Source organism: Pandoraea sp. LA3, from assembly GCF_022696215.1.
GTDB lineage: Bacteria > Pseudomonadota > Gammaproteobacteria > Burkholderiales > Burkholderiaceae > Pandoraea > Pandoraea capi.
Genome location: NZ_PTPY01000031.1, coordinates 125,091 through 147,712 on the forward strand (window position 1 = coordinate 125,091; position 22,622 = coordinate 147,712).

Genomic DNA, 22,622 nt, shown 5'->3' on the forward strand with positions numbered 1-22,622 from the left:
CAGATCACCAGACGGAATGGTGTAACGATAGCACAGCTTCTCGCAAATGCCCGCCCCATGCGCCTTGGCGACGCACGCATATCCCGATTTCAGCGGAGCTTTCGCACCTCCGAATCGCGTTTCGCGTCAGGCCCGCAGGAGACGGTAGAAATTCCGCAGCATGCCCGCCGTCGCGCCCCAGATGAAATACTCGCCGCCAGCGGCCTTTGGATAAGGCATGGCGTAGAACCTGCGCTCACCGACCTGATAGTTGAAGACGCGAATCTGGTGATGCGCAGGATTCATCAGAAAATCCAGCGGGACCTCGAAGATTTCATCCACTTCCCCGGTGTCCGCCACGAGATCGAACGGCGGCGTGACCAGCCCTACGACCGGCGCAACGCGAAAACCCGTGCCCGTCACATAGTCGGGCAAGCTTCCGATCACCTCCACCGCACCGGCATCCAGGCCGATTTCCTCGTGCGATTCACGCAATGCGGTCGCGATAGGCGTGGGATCGTCCGGCTCTCGGCTTCCGCCCGGGAAACTCACCTGGCCGGCATGCGTGCTCAGGTGCTGCGTCCGCTTCGTAAGCAACACGGTCGTTCCGTGCGGGCGCATGACCAACGGCACCAGGACCGCAGCGGCACGCGGCGTGAACAACGTGGGGGACACAACTTCGACGACACCGGACTCGGGCGTCCAGATCGGGGGGCAGGCGAGACGGTCCCGCAACGCCGAAGGGGTCAACCGCTCCGCCGGCACCGCTGGCTCGCCCTCGCCCGTCGAGACGATGGGTAACGCTTCCGGATGCAGGATGAGAGGTGGCGCCACGTAGACCTTTGTTGATGATTAACTTCGCTATTTTAGCGAGGATGCTGAAAACGCGTGACCGCAAAGAAAATACGATTCACACGGCTATTCGCGGCATACCTGCGTTATGACGCACTGCCACAACCGCATAAATGCGACGCGGCGAAACGAAAAAAGCACCCCGAAGGGTGCTTTTTCCATGCGGCTTTTGCTGTGCCCGACCACGAGGTCGTCGGGCATAGCGGCGTCCGATTTACTCGGCAGCGACGGTCTTGCTCTTGAACGTGAGCTTTTCCTTGATACGTGCCGACTTGCCCGAACGCTCGCGCAGGTAGTACAGCTTGGCGCGACGAACGTCACCACGACGCTTGACTTCGATGCTGGCGATCAGCGGCGAGTACGTCTGAAACGTACGCTCAACGCCTTCACCCGACGAAATCTTGCGAACGATGAAGCCCGAGTTCAGGCCACGGTTACGCTTGGCGATCACCACGCCTTCGTATGCCTGAACGCGCTTGCGGTTACCTTCAACCACGTTCACGTTGACGATCACGGTGTCGCCCGGGGCGAAGTCGGGAATCGTCTTGTTCGCGGTCAGACGCGCGATTTCTTCTTGCTCGATCTTAGCGATCAGATTCATTTACCACTCCTAGTGCCATCGTGTCGGCGTTATATACCGGCGAACCGGCCCCGACAGAGGATGGGGTCAAACCGAATGCCGTCCCCATGACGACATCCGAACCTACCTGGCCGACGAATCGGCCTGTAGGCCTGCCAGCCATGCCTCGTCGGCACGACTGAGCAATCCGTTGGCACGCGCGCTTTCGATCAGATCGGGGCGCTTGTGCCAGGTATTGGCCAACGCCTCGCGACGCCGCCATTTTTCAATCTCTGCGTGATGCCCACCCAACAAGACATCGGGTACGCGCACGCCTTCGTACTCTTCGGGTCGCGTGTAATGCGGACAATCGAGCAACCCGTTGACGAAACTATCTTGCTCCGCCGACTGCTCGTCGTTCAGCGCCCCCGGCAACAGCCGGATCAGCGAATCCATCAGCGCCATGGCAGGCAACTCCCCACCCGACAGCACGAAATCGCCAACGCTGACCTCTTCGTCCACCACGCGATCGATCAAACGCTGATCGATGGCCTCGTAACGACCGCAGAGCAGGATCAACCCCTGCTCTTGCTCCCGCATTTCGACAACCCGACGATGCGTCAGCGGCTTGCCTTGCGGCGACATCAACAACACCCGGCCGCGCGGCACACCGACTTCCGCCTGTGCAGCCTTCGCAGCAGCAATCGCATCATCAAGCGGCTTGGCGAGCATGACCATACCCGGACCACCGCCATAAGGACGATCATCGATCGTGCGGTAATTGTTATGCGTGAAATCACGCGGATTCCAAAACCGCAGACCGTAGCGCGACTGCTTGAGCGCCCGGCTGGTGACGCCCCAGTCGGTCAGTGCCCGAAACATCTCGGGAAAGAGCGTGACGACGTCAAACTGCATCAGACCGGTTCCGTCCAGAGGTGCCCGGACGCCATAACGGCCGGGCGATCAATCGGTATCTCAATAATCGAGACCCCAGTCAGCCACGATATGCCCCGCCTCGACATCGACGGTCTGGACATATTGGCCAACGAAGGGGATCAACCGCTCAGCGGTCTTCGCCGGCTTGCCATCGACTGCCGGCACGTCGTACGCCACACGCAACACAGTGTGCACGCCGTTATCCAGCAGACCGACAACCTTGCCAAGCAACTCATCCTGCAAGTTCGTCACCTGGGCACCGATCAGATCGACCCAGTAGAACTCATCTTCACCTGCGGTCGGGAACGCGCTACGCGGCACCCAGACCTGAAGCCCTTTGAGCGCCTCGGCCGCCGTCCGGTTTTCGCTGCCGCGCAATTGCGCGACTACGGTTCCCGAATGCGCGCGACTATAAAGCACATTGGCTTTGGTGTACTCCGGTGCACCAGGGCGACGGAAATACCAGCACTCTGCGGACAAGAGGCTTTCGCCTTTCCCCGTGTGCGGCTGCACCTTGATCCAGCCACGAATCCCGTAGGCATCACCGATGTATCCCAGCTCGACGAGATCGTCGGGGACTTCGATCACCGGGGCAAGCACCTGCTCTGCGCGCATGCCTGAGGCGCGACGCGCTTCAGCACCGATCTTCAGCGGTACCCGCTCACGTGCGGAACGAACCATGCAATCCAACCTTGTGACGAACACACGGCGATGCCTGCTCTAGATTGCTCCGGAGCAGGCATCGCCGTTCAATTCTCATGCCGCCGGCAAACCGACAGCAATGCGTACAGCTCGACTATCTGAAAGCTTAGGCAGCAGCCTTGGCGCCTTGCTTGATCAGACGAGCCACGGTCGGCGACAGTTGTGCGCCAACGCCTTGCCAGTACGTCAGACGGTCTTGAGCAATGCGCAGACCTTCCGTGCCTTCGGCAGCGACCGGGTTGTAGAAGCCAATACGCTCGATGAAGCGGCCATCGCGGCGGTTACGCGAGTCGGTTGCAACGATGTTGTAGAACGGGCGCTTCTTCGCGCCGCCGCGAGCCAGGCGGATAACGACCATATTAAATCCTTGTGAATCCAGAAGTGTTCGGACAGAAAACGCGTGATTATAGCGCAAAACCCTCGTCAAAACAAACACTTCGCCAAATGCAGATGTGTGCCGTCGAGCGGCGCCCGAATTAGGCGGCTTGTGCGGCGTCGCCGCGCCCCGGCGAGCACTGGTCTACAATGCACGCATCCTTTGCGTGAAGCGAGTCCTGCATGCGACGATTTCCCGATGGATGGCAGTTCCTCCTAGGCGCGATATTGCTCTTCGCCGCCCAATTCGCTGCAGCGCGCGACGCGCTTCCGATTGAACGCCTGTCGCTGCCACCCGGCTTTTACGTCGAAGTTCTCTCGGATCAGGTGCCCGGCGCACGCGGTATGGTGCTGGGCCCGAAGGGCACCCTGTTCGTGGGAAGCCGTGGCCAAGGCAACGTCTACGCCATTACGCTGGATCCATCTCGCGCGTACGCCGCCAAAGTCCGCACGATCGCATCGGGACTGAACATGCCGGTAGGCGTGGCCATGCGTAACGGCACACTCTATATCTCTGCCGTCTCACGCATCCTCAAACTCGAAGATATCGAGAACCGGCTGGACAGCCCGGGCAAGCCGGTCACCCTCTACGACAAGCTGCCGACCGAAACCCACCACGGATGGCGATACATTGCCTTTGGCCCCGACCAACGCCTCTATGTCGGCGTCGGCGCACCGTGCAACGTCTGCAAGCGAGATGAAAATCGCTACGCCATGATCGGCAGCATGAAGCCCGACGGCACCGATTGGCGCGTCATCGCGCGCGGGGTGCGCAACTCGGTCGGATTCGACTGGCAGCCGGGCACCAATGCCCTCTGGTTCACCGACAACGGCCGCGACCTCCTCGGCGACGATGTGCCCGACGATGAACTGAACCGACTTTCCAGCGTCGGCGAGCATTTCGGATTCCCTTACTGCCATGCGGGCAACGTGTCGGACCCCGACTTCGGGCGCGAAAAGCCCTGCCGCAGCTTCACGCCGCCAAAAGCGAAACTCGGCGCACATGTCGCAGCGCTCGGCATGCGCTTCTATATAGGTAAACAATTCCCGGAGGAGTATCGCGGCAATATCTTCATCGCCGAGCACGGCTCCTGGAATCGCAGCAGCAAAGTGGGTTACCGAGTCGTGCGCATCGTTCTCGATGCGAAGGGTAACGTTGCAAAACAGGAGGTCTTTGCACAGGGCTGGCTGGACGATGGCGAGACCGTCTGGGGACGCCCCGTCGACCTGCTGACGTTGCCCGATGGCTCTCTGCTCATCAGCGACGACCACGCGGGTGCGATCTATCGCATCACATATCGAAAGCCATGACCTCGCTGCGCACGCCTTCGCACCGAAACCTCATGCCACATGGGGCGGCCGACCTCGATTGGGAAACATCCCCAACCCTACGCAAGGAACTGACCCTTTGTGCGCTAGGTCAACAACTCATGGTACTCACGGCACCGTTAGAACACACCATCCCCTGTTCAACGCGACATTCCGCCGTCCCTGCCCTCTCCGCAACTACCACCACATAACGATCATGACTCAACGCCTACTCTCGTTCCTGCCCTCCTCGCTCGCTACTTACCTGGCGACACTTATCGTTCCGGCGGCTCTGCTGGCCGGCTGCGCCGCACCGTCGGGCGGTGGCGCAAATCCGTCTTCGGGCACCGAAAACACCGCGGCTGCGACTGCCCCAACCGACATTCTGGGCACCTGGCAATTGGTGAAATGGGAAGGTGCAAGCGACGCCCCGAGTCTGCCGGAAGGCCGTGCAATCAACCTGACGTTCAACGATAAGGGAGCGTTTTCCGGCACCGGCGGCTGCAATCGCATTTTCGGTCAGTACACGATCGGGCCGGGCAAGGGTCAGGTTAGCCTTCAAGCCCCCGCAGCGACGCGAATGGCGTGCCCGGATTCGATGGCCTTCGAATCCCGCTATTTGAAGACGCTCGCGAGCGTCACCCGCTTCGAGCGCCGCGACACACAACTGACGCTGAGTACGTCGAATGGCGAAACGCTGACCTACGCATCGCAGACACTGCTCAATCGCCCCGTGGCTAACGCAGGAGCAGTGAAGACGGAAGACCGCATCCTCGATGTCGACTCGCAGATGGCCGATTGTGTAGGCGTCGCGCCGCGTAAGTGCCTGCGCGTGCGGACTGCCGACGATTCGGGCAAATCGCAGTGGGAGCTTTGGTACGCCCACATCGATGGCTTCGAGTGGAAGCCGGGCGTAGAATACCGCGTGAAAATTCATGGCGAGCCTGTCGCCAATCCGCCCGCCGATGCTTCGAGCATGCGTTGGACGCTGGTCGAAGTCATTCGCGAAACGCCTGCCCGATAACCATTCCCAATGAACGCAGTCGCCTATAAATCCAAAACCCTGACCGCCGGCCTTGCCATGCTGTTCGGCACGCTTGGCCTGCATCGCTTCTATCTTTATGGTGTTCGCGATCGCTTCGGCTGGGCCCATATCGTGGGCTCGGCCTGCGGCCTGGCGGGTTGGGGACTTCTGGTCACCAGCGAACTGCATTCGCTCGCGGGATGGGTACTGACGATTCTTGGCGCCATCTCGCTGTTTTCGGCCTTTCTCGCCGCCATCGTTTATGGCTTGCGTCCGGACGAGCGCTGGAACGCGCAATTCAACCCTCGTGCCGCAACCCAGTCCCGTTCGGGCTGGATTGCCGTCATCATCGTCAGCCTGTCGCTGTTTGTCGGCGCCATGCTGATGATGGTCGGCTTCGCTGTGGCGTTCCAGACTTACTTCGAAATTCACGACACGCCGAATCGCCTGTCGCAGTAACCCCAGATCGCGATGCCCAACGCCATATCCTCCAACGTCTTGCCAACGCTCGGTTTTGTCGGCGCCGGTCGTGTGGCGCGCGCGCTGGCGATCGCCGCAACTCGCGCCGGATACCACGTAACGGTCGTGGCAAGCCGGAATATCGCCAAAGCGCAACACATCGCGACGGCATTGCCGAAATGCAGCGCACTGTCCATTGATCAGCCCGACGCCATGAATGCCGTTTTCTCGCACGCGGATCTGGTGTTTCTCACGGTGCCGGACGACGCCATCGCCGACTGCGCGACGCATCTCGCGCCGCGTGCCGGACAAGCGCTTGTCCATTGCAGTGGCGCATCCGAAGTCGGGTTGCTTGAACCGTCGACGAAAAGCGGCGGGCATATCGGCGGTTTTCATCCGCTTTTTCTTTTCGCAGGACTTGAAGATGACGCGCCCCGCATGCGGGGCAGCGCCATCACCATTGAAGCCGAAGCGCCGCTGAACGAAGTCCTTCAGCGTTTCGCCAGCGATATCGGATGCCGCGCGCTGTCCATTGCGCCGGGCGAACGCATGCGTTATCACGCGGGCGCCAACTACGCGGCCAGTTTCCTGCTTTGCCTGCTCGACGAGGCAACGCACCTCTGGAAGGCCATTGGCATGAGCGAGACCGACGCGCGCGACGCCATCTGGCCGCTCGTCATGGGCACACTCGAAGCAGCTCGCGAGCGAGGGCTTTCCGGGGCGCTTGCCGGCCCCGTATCGCGCGGCGACGTCGGCATTGTTCAACGCCACACCGAGGCCCTGGCTGCCATGGGCGGCAACCATGCGACGCTCTATTCCTTGCTGACGCTTCGCGCCATTCACCTGGCCCGCCAGCGCCCGAACATGGACATAGCGGCGCTCGATACCATCGCCCGGACGATCGCCCCGTACGTGCCGCCGGTCATGCCCCCGCGCGACGCATGACGTCAACCACGACGTCCAGCCCGCCCAGCACATTGCCGCTACGCTGACGGACAAACTGGCAAGTTCGTCAAATACGTATCTCACTGCCGCTCTCCTTGGTCGAAATACTGTATAAAAACACAGTATAATGACGACAACTCCCTGCGCCTGCCCGGCGTTTCTTTCAGGGGGCGTTATTCAGGAGACGCGTCATGGCATCCTCGTTCGTGCCGCCCCCATCCCGTAAGGGCCGGGGCGCTATCGCCAACCTCGAATCCCGCTTCTCCGAGTACCGGCGAGAAAGCGACGAGAGCCGCCATGAATCGGACGTTGCCCAGGAATGCGAGGTCAAGTTCGTCACGCAGGTCGCGCTGGAAAACGCGCGAACGATCATCTCCCGCAATACTTCCGCGGATATCCCGTTCGATCGCTCGATCAACCCCTACCGCGGATGCGAGCACGGATGCACCTATTGCTTCGCGCGTCCGACGCATGCCTATTTGGGCCTCTCCCCCGGCCTCGACTTCGAAACCCGGCTCTACGCCAAGCACAATGCCGCAGAACGCCTGGACGCCGAGCTACGCAAGCGCGGCTATCAGCCTTCCCTGCTCGCACTGGGCGCAAACACCGATCCCTACCAGCCGATCGAGCGGGAATACGGCATCACACGCAGCGTGCTTGAGGTCCTGGAGCGCTTCGGCCATCCGGTGGGCATCACGACCAAATCGGCCCTCGTCACGCGAGACATCGACATCCTCTCGCGCATGGCGCAGCGGGGACTGGCGAGGGTGTTTATCTCAGTAGGAACGCTCGATGCGGAAATCGCCCGCAAGATGGAGCCACGCGCGAATACGCCACCCAAACGCATTGAAGCCATACGCAAGCTGACGGATGCCGGCATTCCCACGGGCGTTATCGTGGCGCCGATCGTGCCCGCGCTCACCGATTTCGATATCGAGCGGGTGCTGACGACGGCCGCCGAGGCGGGTGCAACGTATGCCGCCTACGTGATGCTGAGACTACCGAGAGAGGTTCACGACGTTTTCGTCGAATGGCTGGAAGCGAATTACCCGATGCGGGCACGTCATGTGATGAGCCTGATCGAGCAGGTTCGTGACGGGAAACATAACAGTTCGGAATTTGGCACCCGCATGCGTGGCACTGGATTGCATGCTGAACTGATTCGGCAGCGATTTCATCTGGCTGCCCGTAAGTTGGGGCTCAATCAGGCAAGACCGCCGCTAAGGAACGACCAGTTTCGCGTGCCCGCGCCGGATCCATCCGAGCAAGGGAGTCCTGCAAAACAACGTATGCGACAACGAGTCAGCACTCCAGCCGCGGAGCCTACGGGAAAGGTCGACCCGCAAATGCCGCTTTTCTGAGTCGCCGGATAACGTACCCGCACAACGCTTGTCGGGTAGTCAGCCCCCCCCTGCCGCCCTGCAAGACTTGCCGCGACAACGCCACAGGGCGGACGTCCGCCGGCCGCTCACTCCTCGACGTGGACCGTGAGCGTTTCCTTGATTTCCTCCATCACGACATAGCTCTTCGACTGCACGGCACCCGGCAGTTGCAGCAGGATATCGCCGAGCAATTTGCGGTACTCGGACATTTCCCGGATTCGCGCCTTGATGAGGTAGTCGAAGTCACCGGAAATCAGATGACACTCCATGACTTCGGGAATTCGCAGCACCTCCCGGCGGAACTGATCGAACATGTTGCCGGACTTGTGATCCAGCGTGATCTCGACGAACACCAGCAACGCCGCCCCCAGGGCTGCTGGATTCACCCGGGCGAAGTAGCCCATGATCACGCCGTCGCGCTCCATGCGCTTCACGCGTTCGATGCACGGCGTAATCGACAGGCCGACCTGCTCTGACAGGTCTTTCATCGACATCCGTCCGTCCTGCTGGAGCAACGTCAGGATGCGCCGGTCAAGCCGATCCAGCGTCCGGACCGATTGCTGCTGCACTCTCATGATTTATTCCTGAATTCAGCCCATATACATTAACTAAACCTACGATTCCGAGAATAGCATGCGAATTATTACTGCATAACTATGGTTTTACAGGAGTCAACGCAATGAAGGTCATCGTTCTCGGCAGCGGCGTCATCGGCGTTACCAGCGCCTACTACCTGGCAAAGGCCGGGCATGACGTCACGGTGCTCGATCGTCAGGCTGGCCCGGCGCTCGAAACCAGCTTCGGCAACGCCGGCCAGATTTCGCCCGGATACGCGTCGCCATGGGCGGCACCGGGGATTCCTGCGAAGGCCATCAAGTGGTTGTTCCAGAAGCACGCCCCGCTCGCGATCCGCCCGGACGGCACACTGACGCAGCTCAAATGGCTTTACCAGATGCTGCGCAACTGCACGCCCGAGCGTTACGCCGTCAATAAGGAACGCATGGTGCGGATCGCGGAATACAGCCGCGACTGCTTCCGTGAGCTGCGTGCAGAAACGGGCATCGCATACGAAGGCCGTCAAGCGGGCACGTTGCAACTGTTCCGCACGGAAGAGCAATTGGCGAACGCCGCTCGCGACATCGCCGTGCTCGAAGAAGCCGGCGTGCCGTTCGAACTGCTGGACAGCAAGGCACTCGCCAGTGCAGAGCCCGCGCTGGCCGCCGTCTCGCATAAGCTGACCGGCGGCCTGCGTCTGCCGAACGACGAAACGGGTGACTGCCAGATGTTCACGACCCGCTTGGCCGCCATGGCCGAGGCACTCGGTGTGAAATTCCGCTACGACATGCCGATCGAAGGTCTTCAAGTCGCGGGCGACAGGATCGAGGGCGTTGTTTGCGCGGGTACGCTGCAACGTGCGGACGCTTACGTCGTTGCACTCGGCTCTTACTCCACGCCGTTCCTGCGCGGCATCGTCGACATTCCGGTGTATCCGCTCAAGGGCTATTCGATCACGGTGCCGATCGTCGACGAATCGCGCGCGCCGGTATCGACGATTCTCGATGAAACTTACAAGATTGCCGTGACGCGATTCGAGGACCGCATCCGGGTTGGCGGGATGGCCGAAGTGGTCGGTTACAACAAGGCGCTCAATCCGGCGCGGCGCGCGACGCTGGAAATGGTGGTCAACGATCTGTATCCGGGCGCCGGCAACACGGCTGAAGCATCGTTCTGGACCGGTCTGCGTCCGATGACGCCGGACGGTACGCCGATCGTTGGCGCCACCGCCCTGCGCAATCTGTTCCTGAATACGGGGCATGGCACGCTGGGCTGGACGATGTCTTGCGGGTCCGGGCAATTGCTGGCCGACCTGATGTCCGGACGCCGTCCTGCCATTCTGGCCGACGACCTGTCGGTGGCGCGCTACAGCGGCGCGCCTCACGCACAGGCCGAACCGGCCTTCGCCTGATCTTCGAAACGGCACCTTCGGGTGCCGTTTTTGTTTGTGCTTTACCCAGTGTCGTCATCGCTGTTTGCCGTGCCATCACAACAAAGGAGACGCATCATGAAGATCGGTGTACCCAAGGAGATCAAGAACCACGAGTATCGCGTAGGCATGACGCCCGCAGCCGTACGCGAAGTGGTCGCACGCGGGCACGAGGTGTGGATCGAGACGCAAGCCGGGGAAGGTATCGGCATGGACGATACGATCTACGCGGCAACCGGTGCACGCATTGCGGCGAATGCCGTCGACGTCTTCGATCGAGCCGAGCTGATCGTCAAGGTCAAGGAACCTCAAGCGGTCGAGCGCGCCAGACTGCGACCTCATCACACCCTGTTCACTTACCTTCATCTGGCACCAGACGCCGATCAGACACGAGATCTGATCAAGAGCGGCGCCACGTGCATCGCGTACGAAACCGTGACGTCCGCGAATGGCGGCCTGCCGCTCCTCGCGCCCATGTCCGAAGTGGCTGGCCGTATGTCGATTCAGGCCGGCGCCACGGCGCTGGAGAAAACGCATGGCGGGCTGGGCTTGCTGCTCTCCGGCGTGCCCGGCGTGGAAGCAGGAAAGGTCGTGATTCTGGGCGGTGGTGTCGTTGGCACTAACGCTGCCACCGTGGCTGTCGGCATCGGTGCACAGGTGACGGTCATCGACAAATCGGTCGATGCCCTGCGTCGCATCAGCGCACAGTTCGGCGGACGTGTGCAGACCGTTTATTCGACGCAGCACGCCATCGAAACGCATTTAAGGGAAGCCGACCTGGTCATCGGCGGCGTATTGATCCCCGGCGCGGCAGCCCCGAAACTCATCACGCGGGCGATGCTCGGCCTGATGCGCAAGGGATCGGTGATCGTCGACGTGGCCATCGATCAGGGCGGATGCTGCGAAACGTCGCACCCAACGACACATGCCGATCCGGTGTACGTCGTCGACGGCGTCGTCCATTACTGCGTGGCCAACATGCCGGGGGGCGTGCCTCGCACCTCGACCTTCGCATTGAACAACGTGACGCTGCCGTTCATTCTCCAACTCGCCGATCACGGCGCCGTGGCTGCAATGCGCGCAGACTCGCACCTGCTTGCCGGCCTGAACGTCGCGCACGGCATGGTGACGAATCGCGGTGTGGCCGAGGCGCTGGGTCTCGCGTATCACGACCCACACGCCGTGCTGGCGAATTTGCCGGCGGCTGCCTGATCGCCTATCGGCGGCTATGGCACCGCACGCTCGGGGATGCGGCGCGCCTGTCGCGTACGCATCCCCTCGGCGTCATGCATGGACGACATGCGGGTGACGACGCCAGCACACTCTCCTCGCCCCGCCCGTCATGCTCATTGCGCCTCCGCCCCCCCCAACCTGACGACCCGAACGCCTCGCACGCCGACACAAGCACCCCGCCACGCCTCACGCTTTGGACATGGGCGCACTCACTTCGTTATACTTGCCCCATCTCGACGGCGCCCGCCGACCACCCGGTACACAGGGCACGCGCAGCCATGTTGCAAGCCCCCTGCGCCAAGCCGTCAATGTCCATGAGCAAGTGATGAACGCCGATCCGCAAGAACTCAATAAATTCAGTGAACTGGCCCACCGCTGGTGGGATCCGCACAGCGAATTCAAGCCGCTGCACGAGATCAATCCGTTGCGCCTCGACTGGATCGAACAGCATGTGCCGCTGCAAGGCAAGCGCGTGCTGGACATTGGCTGTGGCGGCGGCATTCTGTCGGAATCGATGGCACGCCAGGGCGCTCGCGTAAAGGGCATCGATCTGTCGAAGAAGGCCCTCGGCGTGGCCGATCTGCACAGTCTCGAAGCCGGACTGAACATCGAATACGAAGAAATCGCTGCCGAAGCGCTTGCCGCGCGCGAGGCCGGCACGTACGACGTCGTCACCTGCATGGAGATGCTCGAGCACGTGCCGTCCCCGGCATCGATCGTGGCCGCCTGCGCCACACTCGTGAAGCCGGGCGGTCATGTGTTCTTCTCCACGCTGAACCGCAATCCGAAAGCCTGGTTACTGGCCGTGGTCGGTGCGGAGTACGTGCTGCGTATGCTGCCGCGCGGTACGCACGATTACGCGAAGTTCATTCGCCCCTCGGAACTGGCGTCGTTCGCTCGGGCAAGTGGTCTGGCGGTACGTGACCTGCGCGGGATGACCTACAATCCGATCAGCAAGCGTTACTCGATCAATCGCGACACCGACGTCAATTACATGATCGCGTGCACACGCGATGCCTGATATGTTCGAGCCCCCCGTTCGAGTCTCCCCATCGTCTCCCGAGAGCACCGCGTCGACGCCGCTGCATGGCGACATTCGTGCTGTCCTGTTCGACCTCGACGGCACGCTCGCCGACACCGCGCCCGATCTGGTTGCTGCGGTCAACAAGGTGCGTACCGATCGCGGCTTGCCACCGGGGCCGTACGAAACCCTGCGTTTGCAGGCGTCGCACGGTGCCCGTGGATTGATTGGCAGTGCCTTTGGCGTCACGCCGGACGATGCCGCCTTTCCCGCATTGAGAGACGCATTCCTCGCCAATTACGAAGCCGCGTTGTGCGTCCATAGCCATTTGTTCGACGGCATCCCGGCGTTACTCGCTGCGTTGACCGAACGTGGCATGCCCTGGGGCATCGTGACCAACAAGGCAGCACGCCTGACCAATCCGCTCGTGAAGCTGCTCGGCCTCGACAACGGTGCCGCTTGCGTGGTTTCCGGCGACACCACGCCGCACAGCAAGCCGCACCCTGCGCCTCTGCTCTATGCCGCCGAATGCATCGGCATTGCGCCCGCAAACATCGTGTATGTCGGCGACGACCTTCGCGACGTGCAGGCGGGCAAGGCCGCAGGCATGGCCACGGTGGCTGCGGCCTACGGTTATTGCGGCGACTCGCTCGCGCCTGCCCAGTGGCACGCGGATGCCGTCGTCGAACACGCGGGTGCGATCGCCCCGCTGGTGATGTCGCCGGCATAAGCCGCCGGATCATCGCGCTCCAGAACCGGGGCATCACATACCCCGGCTCTGGGAATGTCCCGCCGCGCTCCAGGGGCGTGGCGTATGCTCCACGGGCTACTTTCGGGAGACCGCATGGCCGAGCAAGCGAACGATCGCAAACCAACAACGGAATCATCCGCAGACGGCAACCGTCTGCAACAGGGACTCGCCCGCGCACAGGCGCTCGGGCGCGATCCCGACGTGCGCCGCCGCGCGCGCAAAACCGGCCTGTGGGCCGCCGGCATCATCGCCGTCTTCGGCGTCGTCGGTTACTTCACCGTCCCGGCGGTGCTCAAGCATTACGCCGTCGACAAGCTCTCCGCTTATCTCGAACGACCGGTCAGTGTGGGCGACGTCAGCTTCAATCCCTATACGCTCCGCCTCGATTTGCACAAGGTGCATATCGGCGACAAGACACCCGACCAGCCCTTCGTGGATATCGGCGAACTGCGTGTCAATGCGTCGTGGAGCTCTCTATTTCGCTTCGCGCCGGTGATCGGTGAGTTGTATCTTGACACCCCCGTCGTCAACATCGTGCGAACCGCACCGCAGCGCTTCAATTTCTCGGACATCATCGATCGGGCAACGTCGGGGCCGCCCTCACCCGAACCGTCCAAGCCCGCGCGCTTCGCACTGAACAACGTCCAGATCAAGAACGGCACGATTCGCTTCGACGACAGCTTCCAGAACGAAAAGCATGTGATCGACAATTTGCAGGTCGGCGTGCCTTTCATCGCGAATCTGCCAGCGGACGTCGACATCTTCGTGCAACCCCTGCTACAGGCCTCCATCGACGGCTCGCCGCTGCACATCTCGGGTCAGACCAAACCGTTTGCCGATTCGCTGGAATCGACCGTCGACATCAAGCTCGACCGGCTCGATGTGCCGAAATATCTCGGCTACTCGCCCGTCACGGTCCCGGCACAGATCAAGAGCGGCGCCATCAGCACCGATCTGAAGTTGCGCTTCACGCGTGACAAGGACGGCAATCACGTACTGCTCACCGGCACGGCCGGATTAGCCGACGCCGTCGTCAACGAAGCTGACGGATCGCCGCTTGTCGCGGTCAAACAAGTCGACGTGACGCTTGGCAAGGTCGAACCGCTGAACAACGTCTATCACGTAGACAGTGTACGGATCGACGGTCTGGACCAGCACGTCACGATGGAGAAAGACGGCACGATCAATGTCGTGAAGGCGCTCCTTCCGCAACGTCCGGTGCTCAAGGCCGTTGGCAAGGCCGTCGATCGGGCGGCCGCATCGCCTCAGGCCAGCGAAGCCGCCAAGTCGGCACCGAAGGTTGCCGCGGAGCAAACCGCCCGCCCGGCCACGCCGGCATCGGCCGCTGAAGCGGCACAGGCGAAGGCCGACGCCGCCGCGCAGCCATTGCCACTCGACCTGTTGGTCGGTGAAGTCGCTCTGGTCAACAGCAAGTTGCGTTTCACCGACGAGCGTGGTGCGAAACCCGCAAGCGTTTCGCTCGAAAACATCCAGATCGGGGTGAAGCAGTTCTCGACGCTGGGTAAAGATCCGGCGACCTACGACGCCTCGCTCGGCATCCAGAGTGGCGGCTCGCTCAAGGCACACGGGCAGTTCAGCCTGCCGGCATACAACGCCAGCGGCGAACTCGACGCCCAATCGATTGCGCTCGCGCCCTTGCTGCCGTTCGCACAGGGCGCGCTGGCCGGTGATCTGAAAAGCGGCACGGTAGGCGCTCACGCCAAATTCAGTGCGGCCTTCGCGCCGGACAAGCAGCCGAACGTACAAATCGCACCGGCCACGGCGACGCTGGAAAAGATCGAATGGCTCACGGGCCAGAAGGGCGATGCACCGCTCAAGCTGGCGAAAGCGGAAGCCAAGCTCTCGCACTTCGATCTCGGCGCCCGTCAGGCTGTCGTCGACGAAGTGACCGTCAGCGGGCTCGACGTTGCGGCGCGTCGCGACAAGGACGGCAAGATCAACCTGCTCGCGCTGACGGGGGATGGCCAGCCGAAGGCGTCCGTTAGCAACGGCGGTGGTGCCAACGCACGTGTCGGCACGGAGCGCGGACGCCGCACCTCGGCCAGGGCCTCTTCGGCATCGGGTACGCAGGCCTCGGCCGGCGGATGGCAATGGAAGGTGGGCAAGGTTGCCGTCGAGAACGCAAGCATCGGGTTCGAGGACCGTGCCGTCAAAGGCCGGCCGATCAGCGCGAAGTTCGCGCCGCTCAACATCAAGGTGCAAGGCGCGTCGCAGGACATGACCAAGCCCTTGCAGCTCGAAGTCAACGGCACACTCAACAAGAAGGGGTCGCTCAACGCGACCGGGAATATCACGCCGCAGCCGCTGTCGGGCGACCTCCAGGTCAAGACCCAACAACTTGATCTGGCCGCCTTCGATTCGTACATGAGCGACGAACTGAACGCGAGCATTGCAAGCGCCTTGTTGTCCAGTAACGGCCGCGCGACGTTCGCGATGAAGGGCGACACGCCGCAGGCCACGTACCGCGGTGACGCCACGCTCGGTAACGTCCGTCTGCTCGACAAGGTGACGACGGACGACTTCGTGCGGTGGAATGCCCTGTCGGTGCAGCAGATCAATCTGGCTGTGGGCAGCGGCAAACCGAACGTTCAGTTGGGCAGCGTTGCCCTGTCGCGCTTTTACGCGCGCCTGATCATCAACGCCAACGGCCGTCTGAATCTGGCCGACGTGGTCGGCAACAAGGAAGCGCCCCGCTCGCTCACCCGGGCAAACGAAGGCATTCCGCTGGATGCGGCGTCCGCAGCCAAGCCACCGCTCGATGCGGCTGCATCGGCCGTAGAAGCCGGACAACCGACCGAGATCGAAAAAAAGGAGCAGACGCCGGGCAAAACGACGGCCGAGCGTGGGCCGGGCTACGGCACCGGCAAGGCGCTGCCTGCGGACGTCCACATTGGACGTATCACGCTGCAAGGCGGCAACGTCAACTTCACCGACAACTTCGTCAAACCGAATTACACGGCCAATCTGACGGACATCGGGGGACGCATCGGCGCCTTCGGTACGGCAACGACGGACCCTGCCGAGGTTGCGTTGCAAGGCAAGGTCAACCGCAACGCGCCGATCAACATCAACGGCAAGATCAATCCGCTCGCGCCGATGGCGTTCGTGGATCTCGGCGCGAAAGCCGATGGCATCGAACTCACCAATCTCACGCCGTATTCGACGAAGTATGCGGGCTACCCCATCGAAAAGGGCAAGCTCACGGTCGACGTGCACTACCTGCTCGATCAGGCAAAGCTCACGGCCAACAATCACATCTTCATCGATCAATTGACGTTCGGCGACCGCGTGGAGAGTCCGACGGCCACCAATCTTCCGGTGCGGCTGGCGGTATCGCTGCTAAAGAATTCGCGCGGCGAAATCGATGTGGACATTCCGATTTCCGGCTCGCTGGACGATCCACAGTTCAGTCTTGGCGGCGTGATCTTCCGCGCGTTCGTCAACCTGATCGTCAAGGCCGCCACAGCGCCGTTCAGCTTACTGGCCTCCGCCTTCGGCGGTGGCGATCAGGAACTGGGCTACGTTGAATTCGCCCCGGGCAGTGCGCGTCTGAGCGCAGAGGATGAGAAACGTCTGGAAACGCTGGTCAAGGCGCTGAACGATCGTGAGGCGCTCAAGCTGGACATCGTCGGTCGCGTGGATCCGGCCAAGGACACCGATGGGCTGCGCAGCGTGGCCGTCGAGCGCGCAATCAAGGCCCAGAAGGTCAAGGCGATGGTCGGCAAGGGAGAAAGCGTCGACGTGGACAGCATGCAGGTGAGTCCGGAAGAGCGTAGCAAGTACCTCGCGGCGGCCTACAAGGCAGCGGATTTTGCGAAGCCGCGCAACATGATCGGATTCGCGAAGTCGCTGCCGGACGACGAAATGGAAAAATTAATGGAGACGAACGTCAAGGTCGGCGACGACGATCTGCGTGCGCTGGCGGAGCGGCGCGCTCAGCGTGTCCGGTCATGGCTGGACGGCAAGATCGCATCCGACCGGCTGTTCGTGGTGGCGCCGAAGCTCAACGCCGACGGCATCAAAGACAAGGGGGCAACGACACGCGTGGACTTCGCACTTAAGTGATGCATTTGTGTCATAATCCCCAGTCCACAGGGGCCGACATGGTTTCGACGTGGGTAGCGAAGCGATTCAGGGCATACCGAGGACCCGTCACCTCGTTAATCAATGGGAAATCTAGTAACTGCAAACGACAAATCGTTCGCACTGGCAGCCTAAGGGCCGCCGTCCTCTGCCTAGTTCACTGACGGACTAGCGTCGCAAGACCGGTAGCAATACCGCCAGAGGTCATATACGTCAGTTAAGCTTTGGTGGCGCCGCGACGCCAGAGTCGAAAATTTAGTGGATCGCTGCTGCGTAGCGTGTTCGTCCGCGACAAAGCAGTTAAATCAAATGACTGAACTAAGTATGTAGAACTGATCGTAGAGTGCTTGCGGACGCGGGTTCGATCCCCGCCGGCTCCACCAATATGCTGACCGTCAACGACAACGAAAGACGGTCAAAACCCTAGTAAAGACGGGCCTTCGGGCCCGTTTTTCATTTCTGCGGCGTTGTCGCTGGTTGTCGTTGGTTGTCGTCGAAATGGCACGTAAACGGCACGCAATGAATCGAAACATCGGCAGCTAAACCGAGCGACTCCGTGAGCTCAGCTTGCGGATCGGCCTCTACCGAAATCAGCCTATTTCTCTGTCACCATCCCCTCTTCCGCACACACGTCCATCGCAGCCATGACAGTGTTGAAATCAGACTCTGATATCGACTCTGGATGCTCCGAGCGTGTGTCAGCCGCAAGTTCGAGAAATACGTCCTTCACCAAAACGATGTGGATCGCGTAAAGCCTGCGTGTCAGCTCAACATCACGCGCCATTGGGTAAAAGACCGTGCCATGCTCCTGTTCGTTGACGTCTGCGTTGTCGACACAGCGTGCCGAGAGACTTCGTGGAAGGTCGTGAGACACCAAATGTGCATGCTGCGAGAGTTCGCCGTACAGAATCCGCAAATCTTCCCGTAGCGGCGAAATCGGTGCCGATTTCTTTGCATGCCGCTGTCCGCGACCAATAGCCACAAGCTGGGCGTGTAGTTCAAGCTCCTGACGAACCAGCGCCATTGCCTGCGTAATACGTCCCTCAAAAATCGACCTCGTTACGAGTGATCGCCCCAATTTGAACATTGCATATAGAGCGTCGCGTTCGGCCCCCTTCTGGGTGTAGTTGCGCTTGACGCCATGTGTTCGCGACAAGACAGCAACCCACACTCCCCAAAGAAGATCTTCCGCTTCACGCAGCCTCGCACAAGCCAGTTCGCTTGCCACACGAATTTCGGCAAATCGTTCTTCCTCCACTCTGGCACTGACTTCCTGCAGCCTGCGCACGAAGTCGAGATCGCTTGTGTCCACTTCCATCGTTCCCCCGCGTATTTTTTCTGCATCTTGGAGTGTCGAGTATGCATGAGCTTGCCGCATGAAAGCGTACACTTTTTATGCCCCCCCACATGCTCACTCCCGCCAATGCTGACGGGCCTCGGCGGCCGGCGCCAAAGTGCATAAAAAGTGTTGTATCAAGCGGGCAGGCGTGGCGGGGTCATGACCGCGCGCGCAGGCGGTTGGGGATGGGGGTCGGCCAGCGGAAAAGGCAGGCGACAACGCGCCTTCCAGCCCGCCCAGCAGCCCCGGACCTAGCAGGCAGGGGCAAGCCTAGGCCGGAGCGGCAGCCCGTTGTAGAGGCTCTGGCGAGATCGGGGGAATCGGCTAAAATACTGGATATTCATACAGTGTTTTAAGCCATGCGAAGACGAAACCCTGTCGCGCCCGAGCGTCGGGCGTTGACCAGCACCGACCTGCGGGCGATCTGGGCACGTGCACCATCACCGGAGGTGCGCGAGCTGCTGTGGGAGATTCATCGGCTGCATACGACGCTAGTCGCGTGCAGCGCCGAGACGGAAGTCATCCGGGGTGAGTGGGGGCGGGAAGTGGGAGGATGGCTCGTGGCCATCGAGTCGCTGCGCTCGCGCCTTCGGGACGAGCCATGCGTAGCGTCTGCCCGAGTGGACAGGATGCGTCCAGCGCAGGAACACGCGGCGGATGCGGCCGAGGATACCCCAACCGCACCCGGCGGAAGTTAAACGGGTGATGTGCCGCTACGCTGCCACGTCCTCGGCGAGCGCGTACGGATTGAATCGCATCACATCTTCACCGAGCCAGTCGTTCACCTCTTTCATGCTCTCCTGCAACGGTGTGATCTCGTTGATCCCAAAGACCTTCGCCGCTTTCGCGACGTCACCAAAGCCGCCCGTGTTGTTCGGGATCACGCTCATGAGCTGCGGGGGCACGCGGTGCGCAGCGAGCAGATCGTCGCGCGTCACGTTCTTGATGTTGAAGAATTCGTCCTTTGCCGACACCTCGGACACCGGGATGATCTGCATGCCGTCCTTCTTCCCGTTCGGCGCGTACATGAACAGGTTGCGGAAGTTGCCCGGCCCTTTCGAATTCTTCAGCGCATCACGCAGTGCATCGACGTCCTGTTGGCTTTGGGCCGCGTCCGTCATGTACAGAATGAAGCCGGCGTGGCTCCCGTTCTTGTAGTAGCGCCGACGGAATAGCGTCGCCGACTCATTGAGCCAGGCGGCATTGAGCGCCGGCAGATACTCCGGCAACCCGTACACCTCCTGCTCGATATCGTTCTCCATCAAGTGGAACACATCGCCCTTAGCAAATTGCGATTCCAGCCCGATGTCCGGAACCCACCAGTAGGATTCGAGATCCAGACCTCGGCGGGTGTACTTGGTCGGCAAGGTCTTCAACACCATCGGATCGCCGAGCCGATTCCTTCTCAGCTCGAGATACGCGTTGCCAAACACCATGTAGTTGAGGGCGAATTCGCGAAATTCAGCGCGGGACAAACGCTTATGCGGGATGAACGTCGATGCCAGGATGTTGCGCTTCACGTAGATGGCTGAGCTGTGGTGCGGGGACGCTCGGAACGAACGCGCCAAGCCATCCCACGAGAGGGGCGGTTCGTACCACTTCGACATCTTCATGCACTCGATGTACGACAGGATCTCCCGCTTGTCGAGCACCGCCACGGGATCACCGAAGGCGAACGCCTCGACACCGGGTGCCGGTGGCACCGTGGATTCCGTTGCCGGCGCTTCCGCCTGGCGCGCGCGGTACCGCGCCTTTCGATTGTTGCTCACGAGTACATCTCCATAAAACCTTGGCTGGTGCCGGTCTGCCCATCGATGCCCTCGTTCGACATCGCATGCATCGTTGCCCATGCGATGTCAGCGTGGCTCGCCTGTGCAGATCGATCTGCCTTGTAAGTGGTCTGTCCGCCGCCGGCGGTGAGTGTTTTGCGGATCGCCATGAATGACTGCGCAATGTCCGTGTGGCCGGCGTCGAATTCGAGCCGCCCTTTGCTCATGACGTCGTGCGCCTTGAGCACGAGCTGCGTTTTGATGTGTGGCGAGTAGGTGAATCCGACCACGGCCGGGAAGAACTTCTTCACCAACTGGTACACCGCATCGCCGATGCCGGTGCGGTCGATGCCAATGAAAGTGACGGTGTAACGCTCGGTCGCCTTCTTGATCGCAGCGGCCTGCGCCTCATAGTCGAGGCCACGGAATGGGATGCGCTCGAGCACGCGGAATTTGCCACCAGGCACCGCCGGCGGCGCCAGCACGACCAGCGCTGCGGAATCCCCCATGCCGCTGCCGCCGTTCGGGTCATATCCCAGCCATACCTGGCGATATCCGAACGGGCGGGCCGCGAACGGCATGAAGTCCTCCCACACCTCCCAGCTGTCGACCATGCAGCCTTGCAGCAGCGAGAACTTGAAGACGGCCAGAACGTCGTCAACGAACTGGCACATGAGCAGGTTTGCGAACTCATCGGCACCGTATTCGAGGCGCAGTTGAGCGATATCGAAGAGATTGCATCCGCCGGCGAGCGCGTCCTCAACGGTGACGATCTGCCGCCACTGCCCGTCCGGACAAAGCACGCCGCGCGCGAGCGCCTTGTGCGATAGATCGAGCTGGATCCGCTCTTCCTTCTTGCGGCCACGGTTGAAAAGCGCACCGCTCCAGAACGGGTATGCCTCGTGCGCAAGCGTGGACGGTGTCGAGAAGTAGGTCTGGCGCCAATGCTTGTGGATCGCCATGCCCGACGCCACCTTGCGCAGCTCCTGAAATTTCGCTGTCCAGAAGTACTCATCGAAATACAGATTGCCGTGATAGCTCTGAGCCGTTCGCGCGTTGGTGCCGAGGAAGTACAGATTCGCGCCGCTGTGTGGCAAGTGCATCGGCGAGCCGGTCAGCTCGACGTCTGCGGCATCCTTCGCAAACTGCTTGATGTACTGCTGGAAGACGTGCGCCTGCGCCTTACTGGCGGACAGGAAGATCTGGTTGCGGCCTGTGTCCAGGGCGTCGACGAAGGCTTCGCGGGCGAAATACCACGTCGCCCCAATCTGACGACTCTTCAGAATGTCGCGGATGCGCTGCACCAGACCGGCTTCGTACCAGGTGCGCTGATATCCGAACATCGAGTCCATGAAAGCATCGCGGAGCTGTCCCAACTGCTTTTCGCTGATGCTGTTCTTCTCGGGCTTCTTGCGCGGCCCGCTGTTGCGGCTCGCGATATTCGGATTCAGGTCCGCTTCGTTGCCCGTCTCACGGTATTTCCTCACCCGATACAAGCGCTCGATCTGCCGTCCGAGCAGGTCGATGTCACGGACGTCCTTGCCGTCCTTCTCCGTCTTCGACACGAGGCGAATCATCTGCGCCTCGAGCGTCAGCTCCACGCGGTCGATGGGGTCCGTCTCGTCCCACTTGTCGCGCCGTTTCCAACTGTGGACGGTTGTCGCCTTCTCCCCGATCTTCTCGGCGATATTCGAGACGCGCCAGCCCTGCCAGTAGAGGTCTCGGGCGAGGCGTCGTGGGTCGGTATCGAAGGCGGGCTGTTGTGTCATGCCGACAAGGTTGCCCACGCGCGCGCGAACGGTCGACGCGACCGTGTTGTAAGGCTCTGAGGCACAACACCAACGCGTTGCTCCGCGCGTGGCCGACGTCGAATATGAGCCATGTTGAACGCTCACCCCGA

General features: G+C 61.4%; 20 protein-coding genes and 1 other RNA gene. 12 read left to right on the top strand and 9 right to left on the bottom strand.

Features of this window, described 5'->3' with window-relative positions; genetic code table 11:
* Positions 1-126: 126 nt before the first annotated feature.
* From C5N93_RS12595 to rpsP, 5 genes are all read right to left on the bottom strand, one after another.
* Positions 127-813, bottom strand: coding sequence for a CoA pyrophosphatase (locus tag C5N93_RS12595; RefSeq protein WP_242559510.1), 687 nt, complete (start codon positions 811-813; stop codon positions 127-129).
* Positions 814-1,045: 232 nt separating this feature from the next.
* Positions 1,046-1,432: a 50S ribosomal protein L19 gene (rplS, locus tag C5N93_RS12600; protein WP_069341759.1), complete on the bottom strand. Its 387-nt coding sequence runs from the start codon at positions 1,430-1,432 to the stop codon at positions 1,046-1,048.
* Positions 1,433-1,534: 102 nt separating this feature from the next.
* On the bottom strand, positions 1,535-2,305 hold the full coding sequence (trmD, locus tag C5N93_RS12605; protein ID WP_242559511.1) for a tRNA (guanosine(37)-N1)-methyltransferase TrmD: 771 nt from the start codon (positions 2,303-2,305) through the stop codon (positions 1,535-1,537).
* A 60-nt stretch (positions 2,306-2,365) separates the two neighbouring features.
* Entirely contained in the window at positions 2,366-3,007 is a 642-nt protein-coding gene (gene rimM, locus C5N93_RS12610; protein WP_242559512.1) for a ribosome maturation factor RimM, read from the bottom strand.
* A 127-nt stretch (positions 3,008-3,134) separates the two neighbouring features.
* Positions 3,135-3,386, bottom strand: coding sequence for a 30S ribosomal protein S16 (gene rpsP / locus C5N93_RS12615; RefSeq protein WP_017234865.1), 252 nt, complete (start codon positions 3,384-3,386; stop codon positions 3,135-3,137).
* A 200-nt stretch (positions 3,387-3,586) separates the two neighbouring features.
* Between rpsP and C5N93_RS12620 the strand changes: the two genes are divergently transcribed.
* The 5 genes from C5N93_RS12620 to C5N93_RS12640 all read left to right on the top strand — a co-directional run bounded on the left by C5N93_RS12620 (position 3,587) and on the right by C5N93_RS12640 (position 8,500).
* Positions 3,587-4,714: a PQQ-dependent sugar dehydrogenase gene (locus tag C5N93_RS12620; RefSeq protein WP_242559513.1), complete on the top strand. Its 1,128-nt coding sequence runs from the start codon at positions 3,587-3,589 to the stop codon at positions 4,712-4,714.
* A gap of 214 nt (positions 4,715-4,928) precedes the next feature.
* A complete protein-coding gene (locus C5N93_RS12625) occupies positions 4,929-5,735 on the top strand; it encodes an META and DUF4377 domain-containing protein (RefSeq protein ID WP_242559514.1) in 807 nt (268 codons plus the stop codon).
* Positions 5,736-5,744: 9 nt separating this feature from the next.
* Positions 5,745-6,194: a hypothetical protein gene (locus tag C5N93_RS12630; protein WP_069341764.1), complete on the top strand. Its 450-nt coding sequence runs from the start codon at positions 5,745-5,747 to the stop codon at positions 6,192-6,194.
* A 12-nt stretch (positions 6,195-6,206) separates the two neighbouring features.
* On the top strand, positions 6,207-7,139 hold the full coding sequence (locus tag C5N93_RS12635) for a DUF2520 domain-containing protein (RefSeq protein ID WP_242559515.1): 933 nt from the start codon (positions 6,207-6,209) through the stop codon (positions 7,137-7,139).
* A 191-nt stretch (positions 7,140-7,330) separates the two neighbouring features.
* Positions 7,331-8,500, top strand: a complete 1,170-nt coding sequence (locus tag C5N93_RS12640) for a PA0069 family radical SAM protein (RefSeq protein WP_242559516.1) — start codon at positions 7,331-7,333, stop codon at positions 8,498-8,500.
* A 107-nt stretch (positions 8,501-8,607) separates the two neighbouring features.
* Here the strand turns inward: C5N93_RS12640 and C5N93_RS12645 are convergent, their stop codons facing one another.
* On the bottom strand, positions 8,608-9,096 hold the full coding sequence (locus tag C5N93_RS12645; RefSeq protein ID WP_069341766.1) for an Lrp/AsnC ligand binding domain-containing protein: 489 nt from the start codon (positions 9,094-9,096) through the stop codon (positions 8,608-8,610).
* Between the two features lie 104 nt (positions 9,097-9,200).
* Between C5N93_RS12645 and C5N93_RS12650 the strand changes: the two genes are divergently transcribed.
* The 6 genes from C5N93_RS12650 to ssrA all read left to right on the top strand — a co-directional run bounded on the left by C5N93_RS12650 (position 9,201) and on the right by ssrA (position 17,997).
* Positions 9,201-10,487: a D-amino acid dehydrogenase gene (locus C5N93_RS12650; protein ID WP_242559517.1), complete on the top strand. Its 1,287-nt coding sequence runs from the start codon at positions 9,201-9,203 to the stop codon at positions 10,485-10,487.
* A 96-nt stretch (positions 10,488-10,583) separates the two neighbouring features.
* A complete protein-coding gene (gene ald / locus C5N93_RS12655) occupies positions 10,584-11,717 on the top strand; it encodes an alanine dehydrogenase (protein WP_242559518.1) in 1,134 nt (377 codons plus the stop codon).
* 343 nt (positions 11,718-12,060) lie between these two features.
* Entirely contained in the window at positions 12,061-12,759 is a 699-nt protein-coding gene (gene ubiG, locus C5N93_RS12660; protein WP_069341769.1) for a bifunctional 2-polyprenyl-6-hydroxyphenol methylase/3-demethylubiquinol 3-O-methyltransferase UbiG, read from the top strand.
* A 1-nt stretch (position 12,760) separates the two neighbouring features.
* Entirely contained in the window at positions 12,761-13,489 is a 729-nt protein-coding gene (locus tag C5N93_RS12665; protein WP_242559519.1) for an HAD-IA family hydrolase, read from the top strand.
* A gap of 114 nt (positions 13,490-13,603) precedes the next feature.
* Positions 13,604-17,596 (top strand): DUF748 domain-containing protein, encoded by a 3,993-nt coding sequence (locus C5N93_RS12670; RefSeq protein WP_242559520.1) that lies wholly within the window; start codon positions 13,604-13,606, stop codon positions 17,594-17,596.
* A 29-nt stretch (positions 17,597-17,625) separates the two neighbouring features.
* Positions 17,626-17,997: a transfer-messenger RNA gene (ssrA, locus tag C5N93_RS12675) on the top strand.
* Between the two features lie 212 nt (positions 17,998-18,209).
* On the opposite strand, the gene C5N93_RS12680 is transcribed toward ssrA, so the two are convergent.
* Positions 18,210-18,932 (bottom strand): hypothetical protein, encoded by a 723-nt coding sequence (locus tag C5N93_RS12680; RefSeq protein WP_242559521.1) that lies wholly within the window; start codon positions 18,930-18,932, stop codon positions 18,210-18,212.
* A gap of 380 nt (positions 18,933-19,312) precedes the next feature.
* On the opposite strand from C5N93_RS12680, the gene C5N93_RS12685 reads away from it, so the two are divergent.
* Positions 19,313-19,651 carry a hypothetical protein gene (locus C5N93_RS12685; RefSeq protein ID WP_242559522.1) on the top strand — a complete coding sequence of 113 codons (339 nt, stop codon included), beginning with the start codon at positions 19,313-19,315 and terminating at the stop codon, positions 19,649-19,651.
* Between the two features lie 15 nt (positions 19,652-19,666).
* Here C5N93_RS12685 and C5N93_RS12690 read toward each other — a convergent pair whose 3' ends face one another.
* Both C5N93_RS12690 and C5N93_RS12695 read right to left on the bottom strand, forming a co-directional pair.
* Complete coding sequence (locus tag C5N93_RS12690; RefSeq protein WP_242559688.1) at positions 19,667-20,656, bottom strand: phage portal protein; 990 nt, start codon at positions 20,654-20,656, stop codon at positions 19,667-19,669.
* 62 nt (positions 20,657-20,718) lie between these two features.
* Positions 20,719-22,491 (bottom strand): terminase ATPase subunit family protein, encoded by a 1,773-nt coding sequence (locus C5N93_RS12695; protein WP_242559523.1) that lies wholly within the window; start codon positions 22,489-22,491, stop codon positions 20,719-20,721.
* Positions 22,492-22,622 lie beyond the last annotated feature (131 nt).

What these genes read in the sequence shown, in the direction of transcription:
- rplS (WP_069341759.1), bottom strand. Translation starts at nt 1,432, where the DNA reads ATGAATCTGATCGCTAAGATCGAGCAAGAAGAAATCGCGCGTCTGACC.
- trmD (WP_242559511.1), bottom strand. Translation starts at nt 2,305, where the DNA reads ATGCAGTTTGACGTCGTCACGCTCTTTCCCGAGATGTTTCGGGCACTG.
- rimM (WP_242559512.1), bottom strand. Translation starts at nt 3,007, where the DNA reads ATGGTTCGTTCCGCACGTGAGCGGGTACCGCTGAAGATCGGTGCTGAA.
- rpsP (WP_017234865.1), bottom strand. Translation starts at nt 3,386, where the DNA reads ATGGTCGTTATCCGCCTGGCTCGCGGCGGCGCGAAGAAGCGCCCGTTC.
- C5N93_RS12620 (WP_242559513.1), top strand. Translation starts at nt 3,587, where the DNA reads ATGCGACGATTTCCCGATGGATGGCAGTTCCTCCTAGGCGCGATATTG.
- C5N93_RS12625 (WP_242559514.1), top strand. Translation starts at nt 4,929, where the DNA reads ATGACTCAACGCCTACTCTCGTTCCTGCCCTCCTCGCTCGCTACTTAC.
- C5N93_RS12630 (WP_069341764.1), top strand. Translation starts at nt 5,745, where the DNA reads ATGAACGCAGTCGCCTATAAATCCAAAACCCTGACCGCCGGCCTTGCC.
- C5N93_RS12635 (WP_242559515.1), top strand. Translation starts at nt 6,207, where the DNA reads ATGCCCAACGCCATATCCTCCAACGTCTTGCCAACGCTCGGTTTTGTC.
- C5N93_RS12640 (WP_242559516.1), top strand. Translation starts at nt 7,331, where the DNA reads ATGGCATCCTCGTTCGTGCCGCCCCCATCCCGTAAGGGCCGGGGCGCT.
- C5N93_RS12645 (WP_069341766.1), bottom strand. Translation starts at nt 9,096, where the DNA reads ATGAGAGTGCAGCAGCAATCGGTCCGGACGCTGGATCGGCTTGACCGG.
- C5N93_RS12650 (WP_242559517.1), top strand. Translation starts at nt 9,201, where the DNA reads ATGAAGGTCATCGTTCTCGGCAGCGGCGTCATCGGCGTTACCAGCGCC.
- ald (WP_242559518.1), top strand. Translation starts at nt 10,584, where the DNA reads ATGAAGATCGGTGTACCCAAGGAGATCAAGAACCACGAGTATCGCGTA.
- C5N93_RS12665 (WP_242559519.1), top strand. Translation starts at nt 12,761, where the DNA reads ATGTTCGAGCCCCCCGTTCGAGTCTCCCCATCGTCTCCCGAGAGCACC.
- C5N93_RS12670 (WP_242559520.1), top strand. Translation starts at nt 13,604, where the DNA reads ATGGCCGAGCAAGCGAACGATCGCAAACCAACAACGGAATCATCCGCA.
- C5N93_RS12680 (WP_242559521.1), bottom strand. Translation starts at nt 18,932, where the DNA reads ATGGAAGTGGACACAAGCGATCTCGACTTCGTGCGCAGGCTGCAGGAA.
- C5N93_RS12685 (WP_242559522.1), top strand. Translation starts at nt 19,313, where the DNA reads ATGCGAAGACGAAACCCTGTCGCGCCCGAGCGTCGGGCGTTGACCAGC.
- C5N93_RS12695 (WP_242559523.1), bottom strand. Translation starts at nt 22,491, where the DNA reads ATGACACAACAGCCCGCCTTCGATACCGACCCACGACGCCTCGCCCGA.